At 53.9% G+C, this 16,863-nt stretch carries 14 protein-coding genes; 7 read left to right on the top strand and 7 right to left on the bottom strand.

Annotated elements, in window-relative coordinates:
- Positions 1-20: 20 nt before the first annotated feature.
- From NYE26_RS08980 to NYE26_RS08970, 3 genes are all read right to left on the bottom strand, one after another.
- A complete protein-coding gene (locus NYE26_RS08980; RefSeq protein ID WP_209874550.1) occupies positions 21-1,382 on the bottom strand; it encodes an extracellular solute-binding protein in 1,362 nt (453 codons plus the stop codon).
- 115 nt (positions 1,383-1,497) lie between these two features.
- Positions 1,498-2,286: a carbohydrate ABC transporter permease gene (locus NYE26_RS08975; RefSeq protein ID WP_051478036.1), complete on the bottom strand. Its 789-nt coding sequence runs from the start codon at positions 2,284-2,286 to the stop codon at positions 1,498-1,500.
- Between the two features lie 67 nt (positions 2,287-2,353).
- Positions 2,354-3,289, bottom strand: a complete 936-nt coding sequence (locus NYE26_RS08970) for a sugar ABC transporter permease (RefSeq protein WP_076078219.1) — start codon at positions 3,287-3,289, stop codon at positions 2,354-2,356.
- Positions 3,290-3,922: 633 nt separating this feature from the next.
- Between NYE26_RS08970 and NYE26_RS08965 the strand changes: the two genes are divergently transcribed.
- From NYE26_RS08965 to NYE26_RS08955, 3 genes are read left to right on the top strand one after another with little or no spacing between them, the layout of a single operon-like run.
- Positions 3,923-4,687, top strand: a complete 765-nt coding sequence (locus tag NYE26_RS08965; protein WP_081751153.1) for an SIS domain-containing protein — start codon at positions 3,923-3,925, stop codon at positions 4,685-4,687.
- Entirely contained in the window at positions 4,684-6,495 is a 1,812-nt protein-coding gene (locus NYE26_RS08960; RefSeq protein WP_339255177.1) for a family 20 glycosylhydrolase, read from the top strand. The genes NYE26_RS08965 and NYE26_RS08960 overlap by 4 nt, the downstream gene beginning before the upstream one ends.
- Positions 6,495-6,974: a GNAT family N-acetyltransferase gene (locus tag NYE26_RS08955; RefSeq protein WP_076078214.1), complete on the top strand. Its 480-nt coding sequence runs from the start codon at positions 6,495-6,497 to the stop codon at positions 6,972-6,974. The genes NYE26_RS08960 and NYE26_RS08955 overlap by 1 nt, the downstream gene beginning before the upstream one ends.
- Positions 6,975-7,061: 87 nt before the next feature.
- Here the strand turns inward: NYE26_RS08955 and NYE26_RS08950 are convergent, their stop codons facing one another.
- Together NYE26_RS08950 and NYE26_RS08945 are read right to left on the bottom strand one after the other, a co-directional pair.
- A complete protein-coding gene (locus NYE26_RS08950; RefSeq protein WP_339255176.1) occupies positions 7,062-7,856 on the bottom strand; it encodes an SDR family oxidoreductase in 795 nt (264 codons plus the stop codon).
- A 148-nt stretch (positions 7,857-8,004) separates the two neighbouring features.
- Positions 8,005-9,024 (bottom strand): helix-turn-helix domain-containing protein, encoded by a 1,020-nt coding sequence (locus NYE26_RS08945; protein WP_339255175.1) that lies wholly within the window; start codon positions 9,022-9,024, stop codon positions 8,005-8,007.
- Between the two features lie 224 nt (positions 9,025-9,248).
- Here NYE26_RS08945 and NYE26_RS08940 point away from each other — a divergent pair, with 224 nt between their 5' ends.
- Complete coding sequence (locus NYE26_RS08940) at positions 9,249-10,235, top strand: zinc dependent phospholipase C family protein (protein ID WP_339255174.1); 987 nt, start codon at positions 9,249-9,251, stop codon at positions 10,233-10,235.
- A 486-nt stretch (positions 10,236-10,721) separates the two neighbouring features.
- On the opposite strand, the gene NYE26_RS08935 is transcribed toward NYE26_RS08940, so the two are convergent.
- Both NYE26_RS08935 and NYE26_RS08930 read right to left on the bottom strand, forming a co-directional pair.
- On the bottom strand, positions 10,722-11,915 hold the full coding sequence (locus tag NYE26_RS08935) for an IS256 family transposase (RefSeq protein ID WP_339249823.1): 1,194 nt from the start codon (positions 11,913-11,915) through the stop codon (positions 10,722-10,724).
- 451 nt (positions 11,916-12,366) lie between these two features.
- Positions 12,367-12,555, bottom strand: a complete 189-nt coding sequence (locus tag NYE26_RS08930) for a hypothetical protein (protein ID WP_036725406.1) — start codon at positions 12,553-12,555, stop codon at positions 12,367-12,369.
- A gap of 222 nt (positions 12,556-12,777) precedes the next feature.
- On the opposite strand from NYE26_RS08930, the gene NYE26_RS08925 reads away from it, so the two are divergent.
- The 3 genes from NYE26_RS08925 to NYE26_RS08915 all read left to right on the top strand — a co-directional run bounded on the left by NYE26_RS08925 (position 12,778) and on the right by NYE26_RS08915 (position 16,817).
- Positions 12,778-13,935 (top strand): glycosyltransferase family 1 protein, encoded by a 1,158-nt coding sequence (locus NYE26_RS08925; protein ID WP_339255173.1) that lies wholly within the window; start codon positions 12,778-12,780, stop codon positions 13,933-13,935.
- Positions 13,936-14,103: 168 nt separating this feature from the next.
- Positions 14,104-15,501, top strand: coding sequence for a hypothetical protein (locus NYE26_RS08920; RefSeq protein WP_036725409.1), 1,398 nt, complete (start codon positions 14,104-14,106; stop codon positions 15,499-15,501).
- A 134-nt stretch (positions 15,502-15,635) separates the two neighbouring features.
- Complete coding sequence (locus tag NYE26_RS08915) at positions 15,636-16,817, top strand: copper amine oxidase N-terminal domain-containing protein (RefSeq protein WP_339255172.1); 1,182 nt, start codon at positions 15,636-15,638, stop codon at positions 16,815-16,817.
- Positions 16,818-16,863 lie beyond the last annotated feature (46 nt).

The following is a 16,863-nucleotide window of genomic DNA, read 5'->3' as shown; positions in this document are numbered from 1 at the left end:
CTATTCAGCGCTTCCAATTTTTACTTGTTGGCGTCTACAATCTTCTGCAGCTCAGCCTGCGCCTTCTTGATGGTGGTCTCCAGATCCTGCTGTTTCAGGATGTACAGCTCGGTTTCTTTGGTAAAGGCTGTTTCCAGCTCGCCTTGATAGGTCGGCGGCACGCTGAGCGGTGCGGGCTTGGCATTCTTAATTACATAGGCCAGTGAGGCTTCGTCAATCTTGTCGGGGCTCATGGCACCCGATTTGACGCCGGCAATGAACTTGTCCACATCCTGCTTCTTCCACGCGGAATATACATTCTGCATCTGCTCGCCCTCTGTGGAGTACCAGCGGATGAAATCATAGGCTTCCTGCTGATGTCCCGACTTCTCCAGGATACCTACATAGTTGCCGTTGGCAATGCTGACTCCCGCAGGTTGTCCGGCACTATTGGACGGCATCGGAGCGAACGCGGTAGTGAAGGTTGCAGGGAATTCTTCCGACCCGCCTGCTTCGCCGATCATCCAGTTGCCGGTCACGATCATCGCGGCATGTCCGGTGAAGAATTCCGAGCGGTACGCGAGCTTCTGGGAGATGGTGTCGGCATACGGCACCGCTACTCCCGATGCCTCTGCCTTGCTGCGCAGCTCCAGGGACTGGCGGATACCCGCACTATCGATGTTTACGACACCGTTGTTGACCAGATTATTGTCCTTCTCCTGGTTGATGACGGCCAGCTCCCAGTACATAGCCCAGGTATGGAAATACGTACCGAAGGTCTTGGACGGCCCGGTGCCGCTGGTCAGCTTAGCTGCGTAATCAAGGTAATCGTCCCAGCTCCATTCGGTGGGAACGGCTAAGCCCGCCGCATCCAGCTTGTCCTTGTTCAGCAGGACGAAATAATTCTCCAGCGTATCCGGCAGGGCATACACTTTACCGTCAACGGACGGATCAACCGTATACTCATCTGTCAGCGTGATGCCTTCCTTGCTGATCAGGTCATTCAGCGGAGCCAGCAGTCCGAGTCCGGCACGCTGTGAATAATCGGTTGCCCCCGGCATGAATACCACATCCAGGTTCTCGCCGGATGCGACGAGCAGATCCAGCTTCTTCATTCCGGCCACTGAATCACCGTTGTCAGCCAGCTCCACGTATTCCAGTGTAATTCCCGGATGGGAATCCTCGTACGCCTGCAGAATCGGTTCCATATCCGCCGCAGGCGACCAGTTGGCGACTTTGATCGTTACCGGTTCTGCTGAAGGTGCGGCACTCTCCCCCGCCTCCGGTGCAGCCGTGCTGCCGGAAGTGGGAGATGCACCATTTGTGTTGTTTGAGTTGCCGCAGCCCGCCAGGGCTACCAGAAGCACGATGATCCATACCAAAGCGAACACATTCTTTTTCATAACTAACACCCCTTCTAATGTGGTCTACAGTTCCATGCAGTTCTCATGCACTTCCTGACCGTCCTATCCGCCCGCCTGTCTTCCGGTTATGCAGCTTCCGGGAACTTGCCAGCCCTCACCCCTTCACCCCCCCCAAGGAAATACCTTCGATTACCTGTTTCTGCCCGAGGATGAACACGACCAGCAGCGGGACAATCGCCGAGACCGAAGCCGCCATGATGAGCGAATAGAAGGCCCCGTTGCGGTCAGCGAAGGCATTCATGCCAAGCTGAAGGGTATAGAGTGTCTTGCTGTTCAGGAAGACCAGCGGCGTCTGAAAATCATTCCAGGTCCAGATGAACCGCAGAATGGCATAAGTGGCAATGGCGGGACGGACCAGCGGGAACAGAATCGAGAGGAAGATACGGATATGTCCCGCGCCGTCGATCTGCGCCGATTCGATATACTCATTCGAGAGTGAGGCAAAAAACTGGCGGAGCAGAAAGGTGCCCAGCACGCTGAACCCGCCAAGCAGGATCAGGCCCAGATGCGTATCGTACAGGCCGGTGGAGCGGAAGATAATGAACAGCGGCACCAGCGTGGCTTCCGCAGGAATCATATAAGTCGCCAGCACCAGTACGAAAAGTGCATTTCTGCCGGGGAAGCGGATTTTGGTGAAGCCATAGGCCGCCATGCTGGACACCGCTACGGAGAGAAGTGTCGTGAGCGCCGTGACTTTAATCGAGTTCCAGTAATACAGGGTGAAGTTTGCTTTGCCGAACCAGACGGAATGATAGTTGAACGCCGCCCTCCATGTCTGCGGAATCCATTCGATCGGATATTTGAACACATCGGCCTCAGGCTTGAGCGAAGCGGACAGCATCCATATAAAAGGGAGCAGAAACACAATGCCCAGCAGTGCCATGATCAGGGTGATGATGGCTTTTCCCCAGTCCAGATTGCCTATTCTCACAGGTATGTGCCTCCCTTATCTAGTAATTGACCCAATAACGCTGTCCCAGCCACTGCAGGCCGGTAATGGCAAGCACGATGACGAACAGAATCATGACCATGGATGAAGCATAACCGGTCTGAAGATCGACAAATGCGGTCTGGTACATATCGTACACTACGACAGAAGTGGAGTTAGCCGGTCCGCCGTCCGTCAGCACCTTGACCAGGGCGAAGGATTTGAAATTGCCGATAATGCCGGTCACGAGCAGGAAAAAGGTCGTCGGCGTCAGCAGCGGAAAGGTAATGGAGCGGAACTGGGCGAGCTTGGAGGCGCCGTCAATCGTCGCCGCTTCATACAGGTCGGCAGGGATATTCTTGATCCCGGCAATGTAGATAATCAGCGAGACCCCAAGGTCAATCCAGATCATCAGCAGCATGACCGATGGAAGCGCATACGTTGGATCGGCCAGCCATTTGGGCGGATTGTCCACCCCGATCGCCGACAGGAAACCGTTGACCGGACCGTACGAAGGATGGAAGAGTACCTGCCACACTACCGCCACAGCAACTACACTGGATATCTGGGGCATGAAGTAGATGACCTTGAAGGCACCCGGCGCATATACATGACTCGTGATAATTACCCCGAGGATCAGCGCGATCGCCATCCCGACGGGTACGGCCAGCAGCATAATGAAGTTATTGCCCAGCGACTTCAGGAACACCTCATCCTGGAACAGCTGGCGGAAATTATCGAGGCCGCTCCAGCGGATCTTATCAAACCCGGTAACGAACGACCATTTGGTGAAGCTGAGCATGAAGGAGAATATCATCGGAATAAGCGTAAATACCAGCACCCCCAGCAGCATGGGACCGGTGAAAAAGTAGCCCATCCCCGCTTCTATCCGTTTTCTTTTTCTGCTGCCGGCGGTTGGTGTCTGATGGGACTGCGGTAAGGTAACTGACGTCTTCAAAGGCTCTGTCCCCCCTCTTGCGTGATCTTATCTCTCATTATAGAAAAGCAAAGAATTTTACATAAGTCACGATCCTGACCCGTTCAGAAAAATTTTTACCTGCCGCAGACGTGAGTTGTCCATTAGAGCGTCTGGCCCGGCATAACGGACTGAGGCGCGCTTATTCCGGATGAAAGTCTCCACTTTGGCCAAGGAACGGACCCCATGGTCCTTATTCTTGGAATTTCTACTTTAAAACATCTTATAGAGAGACGATAAGGGCTACTCCGTCCGTTAAACCGCAAAAAGTGGCGTTTTCCAGGGAGTAGGGGCTCTCAGGTCCGTTAGAAGCAAACTCATCGGCCGGTGCAGTTTCATTTTACGGAACCTCAGGGATCTGATCCTATTCACAGATTACATCTGATGCTGCTCTATGACATCCGGTTGGCCAAATCGGTCAAAAACGGTGAGGATTTGCGCAAAATAGTTGATTTACTTGGTTTGCCCGCTTTGTTATCTTCTAGGCAAGCACAATGCATATGCTTACAAAACTTAAAGCTTATGCTTACCAAACTTAAAGTTTATGCTTCCGAAGCCAGTTTTGCGAAGAGACTCGGGGGGCTTGTGCTTACAAAACTTTTAGGAGGAATCCAGATGAACGCCAAGCCAGATATTATGTCCGCTTATATGGATACTATTGTTGAGCTGCTGAATGAGATCCGGAACGAACCGCAGGACAAGCTGCAGCAGGTGGCAGAGCTGCTTGCGGATCATATCGCACAGGACAAGCTGGTCTACCTCTACGGCCCGGGCGGCCATTCCAATATGAATGCGACTGAGGTCTTCTTCCGCGCCGGCGGCCTGATGCATATCAGCGCCATATTAGATGAAGGCACAATGATCTCGAACGGCGCCCTGCGCTCGATGGCCGTTGAACGCACTCCCGGCTACGGAACGCTTGTTATTGAAGATAACCGGCTGGGCGAGGGCGATATTCTGATTCTTGCCAATGCTTACGGCATTAACACCGCCTGTGTCGATGCGGCAGTAGAAGCCCGGCGCCGGGGAGTCACAACGATTGCCGTTACTTCGGTCGGCCATGCTGAAGCTACGCCTAAGGATCATATTGCCCGCCACCCTTCAGGGCAGAATCTGTATGAGCTGTGCGACTATGTCCTGGACAGCAAGGTGAAGCCCGGTGACGCTGCGCTGCATATTGACGGGATTGAACCGAAGATGGGTTCGACCTCCACCTTCGCCAACGCTTTTCTGCTCAATTCCCTGATGATGACTACAGCGGCCTGTCTCGGAGCGAAAGGGATCGAGGTGCCGGTCTGGCGCAGCGGCAACGCTCCCGGCGGGGATGAGTGGAATAACCGCTTCATTGAACGCTTCAAAGGCCGGGTCCGCTGGCTATGAACCTTCAGCTGATTCCAGAGCCTCAGGTGGTGCAGAGCCGGGGACCCGAGCCGGTCAGCGGTATTCGCGGCTGGACGGTGCAGCTTCAGCTCCCCGTGAAGGATGTCCGGCTGCTCACGGCAGCGCAAAGGATATTCACAGAGGTGACGGTGCGTACTACGCATGACGGCAGCGGTGTATTCTCCCTGGTCACGGACGGTACCCCGCTCAACCCGCTGCTGGCCCGGCGGGTTGAGGGCAAACATGACGGCTACGTGCTGATTACAGACACGGACCGGATTGAGCTGTATGCGCTCAGTGCGTCAGGCCTGTTCTACGGGCTGAAGACGCTGGAACAACTGCTCCATACAGGCGGCGATAGGGTACCCGCCCTGACCATTGCCGACTGGGCGGAGCTGAAGCTGCGCAGCGATTATCTCGATCTGCGCACGGTCTATCCGACCTATGAGCATATCCTGGAGTATATCGCGGAGCTGGCCGATTATAAGATCAATACGCTGGTCATTGAATATGAAGACAAGCTGCCCTTCCGTAAGCTGGGCTTCCTGCGCCATCCTGAGCTTGCCTTCAACGAAGAAGAACACCAGCGGCTGCTGAAGGCCGCACATGACCACTTCGTCACCGTGATTCCGAAGCAGCAGTCCTTCGGCCATCTGGAATATATCCTGAAGCATCCGGCTTATATCGGTCTGCGCGAGGTCCCGGAGACGGTCTCGGAGCTGTGCCCGCACCGCCCAGGCTCCTTCGAGATGATGGCCGGCATTCTGGAGGAAGTAGCTGCCCTGCATCCCCACAGCGACTATCTTCACCTGGGCTGCGATGAGGTCTGGACCCTCGGCACCTGTGAAGACTGCAAGCGGTCCGGGCTTACCCCGGAGGCTTCGTTCATCCGCTTCGTCAATCAACTGGCGGAGAAGACGGTCAGCCTTGGCAAGCAGCCGATGATCTGGCATGATATGATTATGCACGCTACTGCGGAAGAGATTGCGGCGCTGGACAAACGGATTGTAGTCGTCGTCTGGATCTATGGCGGACACCGGATGAAGGCCGATGCCCGGCTGATTCTCCATAAGCTGCGGGATGCGGGCATCGAGACTCTCGGCGCTTCCTCTGTCCGCTGCTGGGATGATAACGGGGACCAGAATTATCCGGTCATCCATAACCGGGTCAAGAATGTGCTGGACTGGATTGAGCTCGCCCGCTCCGAGCAGCTGGGCGGCATTATTCATACGAATTGGGGTTGCCCGTTCTCGCTGGGCAGTCCTTACGGGCTGTTCGAGACCTCGCGTTATCCGGCCTTCCTGGCCGCAGAGCAGAGCTGGAATGCCGGGGCAGATCTCTCTACCTTCCTGGTCCGGTTTCTGCACCGCTTCCACGGACTGCCCGCCGCTCTCCTTAGCGGGGAAGAATGGGCAGATTATGCGGTAACCGACTATTATGCCCTGATCCCGCAACTGCTGCCTGAGGTGAGGAAGAACCGCTTGACCGCCGAGCTGATCGACGCCATGATCCAGTATGAGATTCCGGCGCAGCGCCGTTCCCCGCTGCATACCTTCCTCTTCCGGGGCGCGATGTCGCCGCACAGTGAGGAAGTGCTGACCTTCCTCCGGGACAAATACAGGAGCGGATACGGAGATCTGCGGAGAGCCAAGCTAAGAATGCAGACCGTGCTTGCCGAGCTGCTTCCGCCGCAGATGGCGGAGCTGTTCATCCGCTCCCGCTTCTACCGGCCGGAGCTGTTTGAAGCAGACCTGCATGCCATGATTACCGATCTTGAGATCATAGAACAGAAAGCGGGGGATAGCTGATGCCTGATATGCTTGTAAAGCTGTACGATCTGCCGGACAACGGGGCGCTGCTGGAGCGTCTGCGTGGACAAGGCATTGTTATTAAAAGGGCGATGACCGGAGATAAGCAGGCCATTGTGGATTTTGTCGGCCGCCATTTCACGGAGAGCTGGCGGAATGAATGCGAGGTAGCCTTCGCCCACCTGCCCGTCCACTGCTATATCGCAGTGAAGCAGGGCGAGGTGATCGGCTTCGCCTGTCACGAGGTTGTAATGAAGAATTTCTTCGGCCCGACCGGCGTGCTGGACGATTACCGGGGGCTGGGCATCGGGAAGGCCCTGCTGCTGGAATGCCTGTCCGCGATGCACCAGAACGGCTACGGCTACGCCGTCATCGGCTGGGTCGAGGACGCACAGCCGTTCTATGAGAAGACCGTCGGTGCGATAGCGATCCCTGACTCTTTTCCCGGTGTATTCCGGGACATGATCAAACTGGGCTGAAATCGGCCCTGATGCAGCAAAACAGCGGCACTCCGGGGCTTAACCGTCCCGGGTGCCGCTGTTTGCTGTTGAGCATGTACACCTCCATCAATATATAGTCGGCACCATCCCTCCATCCATGCGGATGGGAGAACCTTTAAAGGCCGCCGCATAAGGACTGCATACGAAGGCAGCCAGCCTGCCGATTTCCACCGGCTTGATGAAACGCTGTAATTCCGATTGCGGCAGATTGGCCGCCATGAATTTCTGCTCTTTTTCTGCAAAAGTTAAATCTTCGTCAGGATACATTCCCTCAATGATGTGATGCACTTTTTCAGAGAGTGTTGGTCCGGGCATGATGGTATTCACTGTAACCTCTGTTCCTGCTGTCACTTTAGAGATACTTTTGGACAGGGACAGCAGCATGGATTTGGTCATCGCATATTGAGGCATTTGTCCTGAGGGCATGACCGCCTCTTCGCTGGCAATGAAGATCACACGGCCATAATTCCTGCTCAACATTCCAGGTAAATATAATTTCGTTAATCCGTTTGCAGCCAGCACATTCGTGCGGAAATACTTCTCCCAGATGTCATCGGCCACTTCCTCATACTGCATCAATTCATAAATGCCCATACTGTTGATCAGAATATCAACGCTGGGGAATTGGGCGAATAAGGCTTGTCTTTGTTCAGGATCGGAAAGATCGGCTGCGGCATTCTGAGGAGCGGTGGCCGGGTAATTCAGCTTCAATTCACGGACAATCTGTTCTACCTCTTCCCTATTCCGCCCATTGACCAGCACGTTGACGCCTTCCTTAGCAAGCTCTATGGCGATGGCTTTTCCTATACCCTTCGTTGATCCTGTAACTAGTGCTGTTGTATTGTGTAATCCCATCTCCATAATGCACTTCTCCTTATTCATATCTTGTTGTGTTGCGGATAGTGATTATATTATCTTGTTGGGATCGTTCAGTAACTAGCACCTTACGCCAAGCTTCTTGCCGGACACGCCAAAAGTTACAGCTCAGCAAATTCGTGCATTCAGGTGCTCAACTATTCAGGTGTCCATTCAGATGCTCCGCACGCCACTGTGAAGGCGTAACCCCTTCCCAATGGCGGAAGGCACGGAAGAAAGAGTTCTGATCCTCATACCCGGTCAGATACGCCGCCTCTTTAAGATCAAGCGAAGGATTTGCCAAGTACTTCTGTGCCTGCTCATGTCTGACTTGTGTCAGAAGCTGCTTGAAGGTCGTATTCTCGTCAGTCAGCCGGCGCTGCAAGGTCCGCCCGCTCATCGTAAGCTCCTTCGCCACTGTCTGGAGGTCGGGGCATCCACCTGCGAGACAGTGTGCAATGATCACCTTGACCCTCCCGGATACAGAGAAGCTGTCAAGCTGTTCGTCGAGTGAGCGGTCCAGTGCAGGAGCAAGGATCTCCAGCAGTTCTTTGTTATAAGAAACAAAGGGAAGGTCCAGCTGACTTGACAGTAGCGTCAACCGGTTATACTTCCCGCCTGTTTGAATCGCGCAGCCGAAATAAGCTTCAAGCACTTGTTCATCGCCCATGGAGTTGACAAATTCGGCGGCCTGCGCTTTCAAGGGCTGACCCGTCCCCTTTCTTCCAAGCTCCAAGAGAAAAGCCAGCGTGATCCCCGCCAGCACCGGCGGACCGGGCAGCCCTGTAGACCCCCACTCCAGTTCTATGGTGCACTGCCCGTTCTCCTCAGTCATCCGCAGGCTTTCGGGCGGACACATCTGTTTGTACCTGACCATGCGGTGCAAGGCATCGCGGTAGTCACGGGCGTGATACGTCGCTAATACGGCGGGAGGATACTGCGCGGTGTCAAAGGCGGCCGCAAGCCTGGTGATGCCTGACGCAAGATCCCCGGCGAGCTCGGAATACGCCTGCCAGATTGCGAAATATTGGGCAGTGGTAACCGTGGCTTCTGTTGTTATCGTTACAGGGAGCTGTGCCTGGCGGGCTACGTCGCGGGCAGCAATCCCCAGGCGGCTTATTCCTGTCCAGAATCCCGGAGGCATTTTAACGCGTTCAGAGGAACGGGACTTCATAGGTATGGGCCTCCTTTTGCCAGTTGCATATTACAGTGTTATGGTTGTCTTAAGGCCATATAAGAATACTCTTGTGCCCGTGATCATGTCTACCTTAATGTACGGGAATGTACAGCTCTGCCTAATTTCACACATATTTCTTATTTTGTTTTAACATATAGGCATTAGAATGGATTCAGATTATCACTGCACGGTATCCATCATAACTAGTAGGAGGATCAATCATGCCCAATATCTGGATGCATATTGAATTCGGTCAGCAGCTGGCCGGAGAATTCAGCAGCCGTTTCCCGTGTCTCCACCTGCTGGAACAACAGCTGCGGCTCTATAATCTCGGCTGTCAGGGTCCGGATTTCCTGCTATATCACAGCTTTCTTCCTTGGAGACGAGATACCGGGGCACTTCATCTCGGAGACCAGATGCATACGCAGAGTTGCGGGCCTGTACTTGTTGATTTCTGGGAGGCTGCCCGGAGACTTAAAGGAACGGAAGCGGCCCAGGTCCAGCTCTATTTCCTCGGTTTCCTGACCCATCATCTGCTGGACCGCAACCTCCATCCCTATATTAACTGGAAGGCGGGCTATAAGTACCGTGCCCATCAGCGGTTTGAGATTGACCTGGACACTTTGTTCATGAAGCGGCTGCACGGGATGAACACCTGGCAGCACGCTGCCTGGGCCACAATTGACACAGGTGCCCGGCTGCCTGAGCCGGTTCATCGCATTCTTCATGCCACCGCCCTTAAGCATTACCCGGAGACTATGGATCGACTGCCCGCAGAGATCTGGCAGAGCGCGTACCGCGATATGGTGCTGGCTCAGAAATGCCTGTATGACCCGAAGGGCTGGAAGAAGGCTATAACCTGGGGCCGTACCCGCCGGTTGTTCTCACGGAAGCTCACTGCCCGCGAGGAACGGCTGGATTATCTGAATGAGCGGCACTCCCGGTGGCGGCATCCTGCACTATATTCCGAGGTGCAGACCGAATCTGTGTGGGAGCTGTGGGAGGCGGCCCTTGCGGAAGGACGGACTGTGCTCGGAGCGCTTGCCGATTGGCTGGAATGTACGGAGGACTCCGCTGCGGCAAGCCGCAAGCTTGAGCAGTTCACACTGGCACTGGGCAACCGCTCCTACGATACCGGCAAGGATTGCAGCATGAATCTGCAGAATCAATTCGCCGAGCCGATCTGGACAAGTCTCCCTGGGAGTTGAGGTTGAGCCTACCAAACGTCAGCCAACGTCTCTATTACCGCCGCACCCTTTCCCAGCTGAGGAGACGGCTGCCTGCCGCAAACAATTGGAAAAACGTATCTTAATTTCGCCGGTTTCTCAAGAATATCGGGTAAGAAGTGCATTTTGTACATTTATTCCAGTTACTTTTCGCTACTTTGGAGGATATGTGCGAATTAAGTGTTGTTATTCCAACTATTGTTGCAGCAGAGGGCTTTTGGTCATCAGCAAGTGTACAAAATCCACCTATTTCCCTTTACAGTGACTTCTTGCTTGTCTGAACGCCCCTCCTGCTCGCGAACACAATGTATGCTGTTTTTCACATACATTCAGACCGTGTGCCTGCTTGCGAGGTAGCGTCAAGAAGTTTGTGTAAAAGAGTAGAAGTGCCTCCCCCGGGTTACGGGTTGGGATGTAGTGTTTCTGGGGGGAGGGGGAACCCCGACTCCCAGAAACTGGATTTCTCTGTTACGCCTCTTCCGGTGTGGGCAAAGAGGGGTAGCGTGTTTCGAATAGCTCTTTTAGCTTCTTTTTAACGGCATCCACTCCAAAGCCTTGGGCGACCCGCCCTGCATGACGTTCATTGTATTCCAGCATCTCCAGGTACACGATTTTCTCTGCGGCATCCATGTTTGTCAGACTGTTCATCGGTTTCAGACGCTTGCGGATTTCCTTGTTCATCCGCTCGATGGGGTTCGACGTGTAGATCGCTTTACGGATCGACAGCGGATAGTTGTAGAACGTCAGGAGTGTGGATAACTGTTCCTCCCAGGACCTCATTTCCTTCGGATACAGCTTGTTCCACTTCGCTTTGACCGTATCAAAGTTAGCCCGGGCGACCACTTCATCCGGTGCCGTATATACGGTTTTCAACGCCTCCATGACATCGGTTTTGTGCTCCACCCGAATTTTATGAAACGTGGCCCGCACTTTGTGCACTACGCAATGCTGTACATCCGCCTGAGGATAGGTCTCTTTAAACGCCGCATCCAGTCCCGGTAGCCCGTCAAACACACCCAGCAGGACTTCCTGCGCTCCGCGGTCGTACAGGTCTTTGAGTACCTCCCGCCAGCCATTCGAACTCTCTTGGCCACCCACGTAGAACCCGAGAATTTGACGCTGGCCCTCCTCGTCAATTCCCATCGCAAAGTAGACCACTTCACCACGAACCGTGCCCCGTTTCAGCTTCACGTACAGCCCATCTAAATAGATGACGGAGTACCGTTTGCTCAGTGGCCGTTTCTGCCACTGGTGGATATCGTCTAGCACCGTAGCCGTAATATTGCTGACCGTGGTGGGGGAGTAGTGGCTGCCAAACATACTTTCAATGAACCGGGCCACATCCCGCGTACCCATGCCCGATTTATACATTTGGATGACGGCCTCTTCTAACCATCCGTCCCGCCGCTGGTACGGCTCAAACAACTGCGTCTGGAAAAGGCTTTGGCGGTCCCGGGGCACCTGAAGATCCTCGATATGGCCGTATTTCGTGTGTAAATCTCGCGTATAGTAGCCATTGCGACTATTGCTGGCGCCGGCTTCTTCACTCTCCATAAACCCCTGGATTTCGGCGCGCAACAGGCGTTCCATGTTGTCTTTCACAAAATCTTTAACAAGTTTTTCAAATAGATTATTCAGAGAACTTTCGGGTAAAATATTCATTGGTAGGGTTCCTCCTTGGTGGTTTCGCAATCCCGAGGATACCCTACTTTTTTGGTGCCTGACTAGGCTCCAAATCTTGGTACACAACTTACTTTACGCCATCGCTTGCGAGCACAATGTATGCTGTTTTTCACATACATTTGGTCCATATGCCTGCTCGCGAGCACAATCTATGCTGTTTTTCACATACATTCAGACCGTGTGCCTGCTTGCGAGCACAATGTATGCTGTTTTTCACATACATTTGGTCCATATGCCTGCTCGCGAGCACAATGTATGCTGTTTTTCACATACACTCTCCTTCTTTCCAAGAACTCATATCCACAAATTTACACTCACCTTTTCCACAGCAGCAGGAAACTATAGTTTCCTATATAATCATAAAAACGCTCGGTTCCCCGGGCGCTCAGCACAATTTATACATTATCCTTCTGTCAGACAGCATTCCAGCTTACAGCGGATCATTCGGAAGAATCTCGGGCGGGGCCGGTGGCACCATATCCGGCTGCTCCGGCGGTACGATTTCGGGATGCTTCTCCGGCACAACCTCCGGCGGGATCACAACCGGCTCCGGGAGGATATCCGGCTTCACATCAGGGACAACCTTCGGCGGAACCTCGGGCGGCAGATCTTTGCTCATCTCCTTATACCTCCTTCATTCCTGATACCTCATTTATACCCGCTCCACGCTTCCTTTAACCTTATTGCCCTAGTCCTCCCCGGTCTTCCCTAGTCCTCCCTAGTCCTCCCTTGTCCTCTCTGCAAAATCCCCTCTTCATGCAAGATGTTTAACCTGCGGTTGATCTCCAAGTAATAGTTGGTTGTTAAGATCAAGGCAACAAGATTACTGGGAGGGATACCGATGCGTCTGGCTCTATTCACGGACACTTTTCTTCCGCAGACGAATGGCGTTGCCCGTACACTCGGCCGGCTGACCAGCCACCTGCACCGCCGGGGAATTGAACATCTGCTGTTCACGCCAAAATCCGCCCCGGAGAGCAGCTACCCCGATCCTGTCAGACCCGTGGCCAGCATCCCCTTTTTCCTCTATCCCGAGTGCAGGCTGGCCCTGCTCGGCATGTCCTCCATGCAGAGTGAACTGGCTGCGTTCGCCCCTGACCTGCTCCATCTCGCCACCCCGTTCAATATCGGCTTAACCGGCCTCCGGTATGCCCGCAAGCAGCAGCTCCCCCATGTCGCCTCCTATCACACCCACTTCGACCGTTACCTCGAATATTACAAAATGAGAAGAATCCTCCCGCTCTACTGGAAATACATGAAGTGGTATCACCGGTCCTGCGATGCCGTCCTGGCCCCTTCCCGCGAGACCCTAACCAGCTTGCGCATGGAGGGCTTCACCCGGCTGCGCTTATGGTCCAGAGGCGTGGACTGTACCCTCTACTCGCCGGAGAGACGAAGAGAAGAGACCAGGGAGCGTTACGGCAAGGGAGCAGCGCTGATGATGCTCTATGTTGGACGGATTGCCCCGGAAAAAGATCTCACCACCCTCCTTCAGGCTATGCAGCTCCTGCCGGAGTCCGTGCGTTCAAAGGTTCAGCTGGTGATTGTCGGCGATGGCCCGCTGCTGCCTGAGCTGAAGTCGCAGGCACCGGAGAATGTCACCTTCACCGGTGCCAGACACGGCGAAGAGCTGGCAGAGCTGTACGCCTCCGCCGATCTGTTCGTCTTCCCCTCCTGCACGGAGACCTTCGGCAACGTCGTGCTTGAAGCCATGGCGTCGGGGCTTCCCGTGATCGCCGCAGATGCAGGCGGAACGCGGGAGCTGATCGCACCCGGTGTCACCGGCATGCTGTTCGGGCCGCGCAGCCCGGCAGCCATGGCAGAGCAGATCTGCACCGCCGCCGCCAGGCCCCTGCTGCGGAGCGCAATGGGCCGTGAAGGGCGGCACCAAGCCCTCCAGCGCTCCTGGGAGCAGATTTTTGACAGACTGATTAAGGATTATGAAGAAGTCATCGAGCGCCGCAGGATCAAGAATGAAGCAGGGATTTACACCGCCTGATCCGCTGTCTGCCCGCCTATGAAGACTAAGCGTTCCTGGGACCACGGGAATGCTTTTTTCCATTGTTCACGGTTTCTCCCCATCACTCTATTGACCATTGGAATAATGACTTATATTATACACATATACAATAATCCATAATATGGAATTCAGTCAGGCGGTGATCCCTTGAAGCCTCTCACAACGATTCGCAGTCATCTTGAGGCTTATCTCTATTCCCAGCAGTTGTCCATCAACCAGTTCTCCATTCAGTCCGGCGTTAATTCCGGCACCTTAAGCCGTATCCTTAGCGGTCAGCAGCCGATTGCCATGAATCACCTGAAATTGATCACCCGGGGCATGTCATTGCCGGAGGATCATTTCTATAGCATGTATGTCGATGAGTGTTTTTTATATTCGGCACCCACCTGGCGGCGGCTGCGCCCCTTCATCCTGAATTCGGCGGAGTTGGGGCGGCTGGACTGTATAGAGCTAGTAGTCAAAAATCTGCTGGACAACCTAACCTATGCTCCGATGCTTTTTGAAGTGGCCGAGGACTTGTTCCAGCAGCATCACTGGCAGGCGGCAGCCGTGCTGTACAAGAATATCAGCGCGAGCGAGAAGTATCAGCATTCCGAGCGGCTGGCCCTCTGCCAGTACCGTTTGTTCCGCATTGCCCTAGGAGACAGCCAGACACTCAACCTCCAGGCTGCTCTTTTATTCGAATGTTATATTGAACGGCTTGAGGTGTCTGATCAGCTCGATGGACTGAAAGCTCTGATGCATGTCTATTACTCGCTGCACAAATGGGACAAGGTGGACGCGCTGGCTCAGGAGATGCACCGTCTTGCCATGCTCAGCTACCACCATCTGCACCGTTCGCAGCGCAGAGACCGCCAGGATAAATGCCCGGAGAAGCCGGTATTCTTCTACGCGCTGTATTCGCATCTGATGCGGGCAAGCGTGTGCGAAGAATTCCGGGACTATGAATCGGCGCTGAAATACGTAGCTCTATATATGGATAGGAGCTGGATACGCGAAAAAGGGGAAGACACCCGGCACATCCTGGACCAATTTCAGGAATGGGGTACAGCCAATACCCTCCTCTACCGGATGATGTCCGGCGACTATGGAGTGCTGCCTGAATATGTGGCCTATATTGCTCCGCATGCCAGTGAGATCTTTGTAGCCCTGTACCATATTGTGATCTCAGCCAACCGCTTCTCCTGGAATGTGGATGAGGTGCTTGAACAGTTCCCTTCCTATATCCCTTACCGGACCAATCTGAAGGACTTCGGCGAGCTTCACAACCAGCAGATCCTGGCCGACCAGTACTCTACCTTTCTAGCGGAATTAGCCAACTATTATTTACGCAATCACCGCCTGGAAGGAATGGCCTTCCTTCTGCAAAGTCTGGAATCTTCTGCTAAAATAAAGAGTGATAGCATAATCATTAAATGTGTGAATCTGTTTGAACAATTCCGGCATCAAGCCACTGAGGAACAGACAGAACAATACAGACTTCTGATTGGAGAGGTGCAAGAATCCAATGATAAGAAAAATGATTATGCTTCTAATGTCATGTAGCTTGGCCGTTATAGCTATTCACCCCCTGGAGGGTTATGAATCTGTAACAAAGGCTACTGTACAATCCGTGGTTCAGCCTATGGGTCACGGTACGGGGGACGGCTGATGTAGCAGCCGCCGCGCCCCCAGAAAGGATGATGAACATGAAGATCACCCGGAGGTTATTACTCCTCCCCGCACTTGCACTGGCTCTGGCCGGAGGAGCTGAAGCCGTTTCGGCTTCGGCCAAGCCCGCCCCGGACGTGCAGCTCCAATTAACCTACAACAACGGAAGCGGAACATCAGGCATGGCCGGAGGCACCGCACAGATCAAGAACGGGGTCTCTTATATGCCAGCTAACCTGGTCACAATCATGGGACTTAAGGTCAAGTGGAATAACGCGGACAAAACGGCCACCTTCAGCGGGTGGAACAAAAGCTTCAGCATGAAGCTTGGTCAATCCACCGGCGTACTGGACGGGAAGAAGGTCTCCCTTGGAGGTACACCTTATATGGCAGATAAGCAGTTGTATGTGCCCGTCAAGTTTGTGGTGGCGGCCCTTGAAGGCGGCCCCGTAAGATGGGATGCCGCCACCAATACAATACGGGCCAACGGTCTGCATATGTACCGCGGTTATTCAGAAGTGTTCGACGGCGGAGTGTACTCCTTGTCGCTGGACAGCGGGGAGCTCTATCTGACTACGAAGCAGAACACTAAGCATAAGCTTGCTGTTCTCGGCAAAGGACTGGATGTAGTGGATTTCACTTTCGAGCGCACACCCGCCGGTCTGACACTGCTTCAAGTCGTCAATTCGTATGGCGAGCCCCATGTGCATGCAGAGTATTACACCTATCTAGTGAAGAATAACAGTGTGATCCGCCAGGGGCATACGAATATCCATACCTCCTTCGGCACAGCCCCGGTCTGGGCCGACGGCAAGCTGGTATTCAATGACGGCCGCACACTAAGGCTCATTGAGGATGGGACCGGAGCGGTCAGCGAGACCGTAGATATACCGAAACTGCTGGGTGCAACCGTTGCCCAGGATGTCTACTACAATGTCGAAGCCGTATACCCGGATGTTCTGCTGGTACGCCCTACAGACACTGCCTTCCTGACCCTAGTTGACCGCGCTACTGGTAAGCAGACTGTGTTATATAAGCAGCTGCTCAGTGCAGAGCGCCAGCGCGAAGTAGAGCAGCCCGATTTTATGTTCCCGGGAGACTATATCTACTTCACCGGACGTACTGACAACGTCTTCACCTTCAAGCTTCACAGAATGGACGGCAGCCAAGACATCATCAAGTCCTACACATGGCCAGGCAGCCAGAACTGAGCAGCTACACTTTCACATTCGATTGCACTCTGTTTTTCTGTGAAAA

It is taken from the genome of Paenibacillus sp. FSL P2-0136, assembly GCF_037975325.1.
GTDB classification, from domain to species: Bacteria; Bacillota; Bacilli; order Paenibacillales; family Paenibacillaceae; genus Paenibacillus_AQ; species Paenibacillus_AQ silagei.
This window is presented reverse-complemented; position numbering and strand designations above follow the sequence as displayed.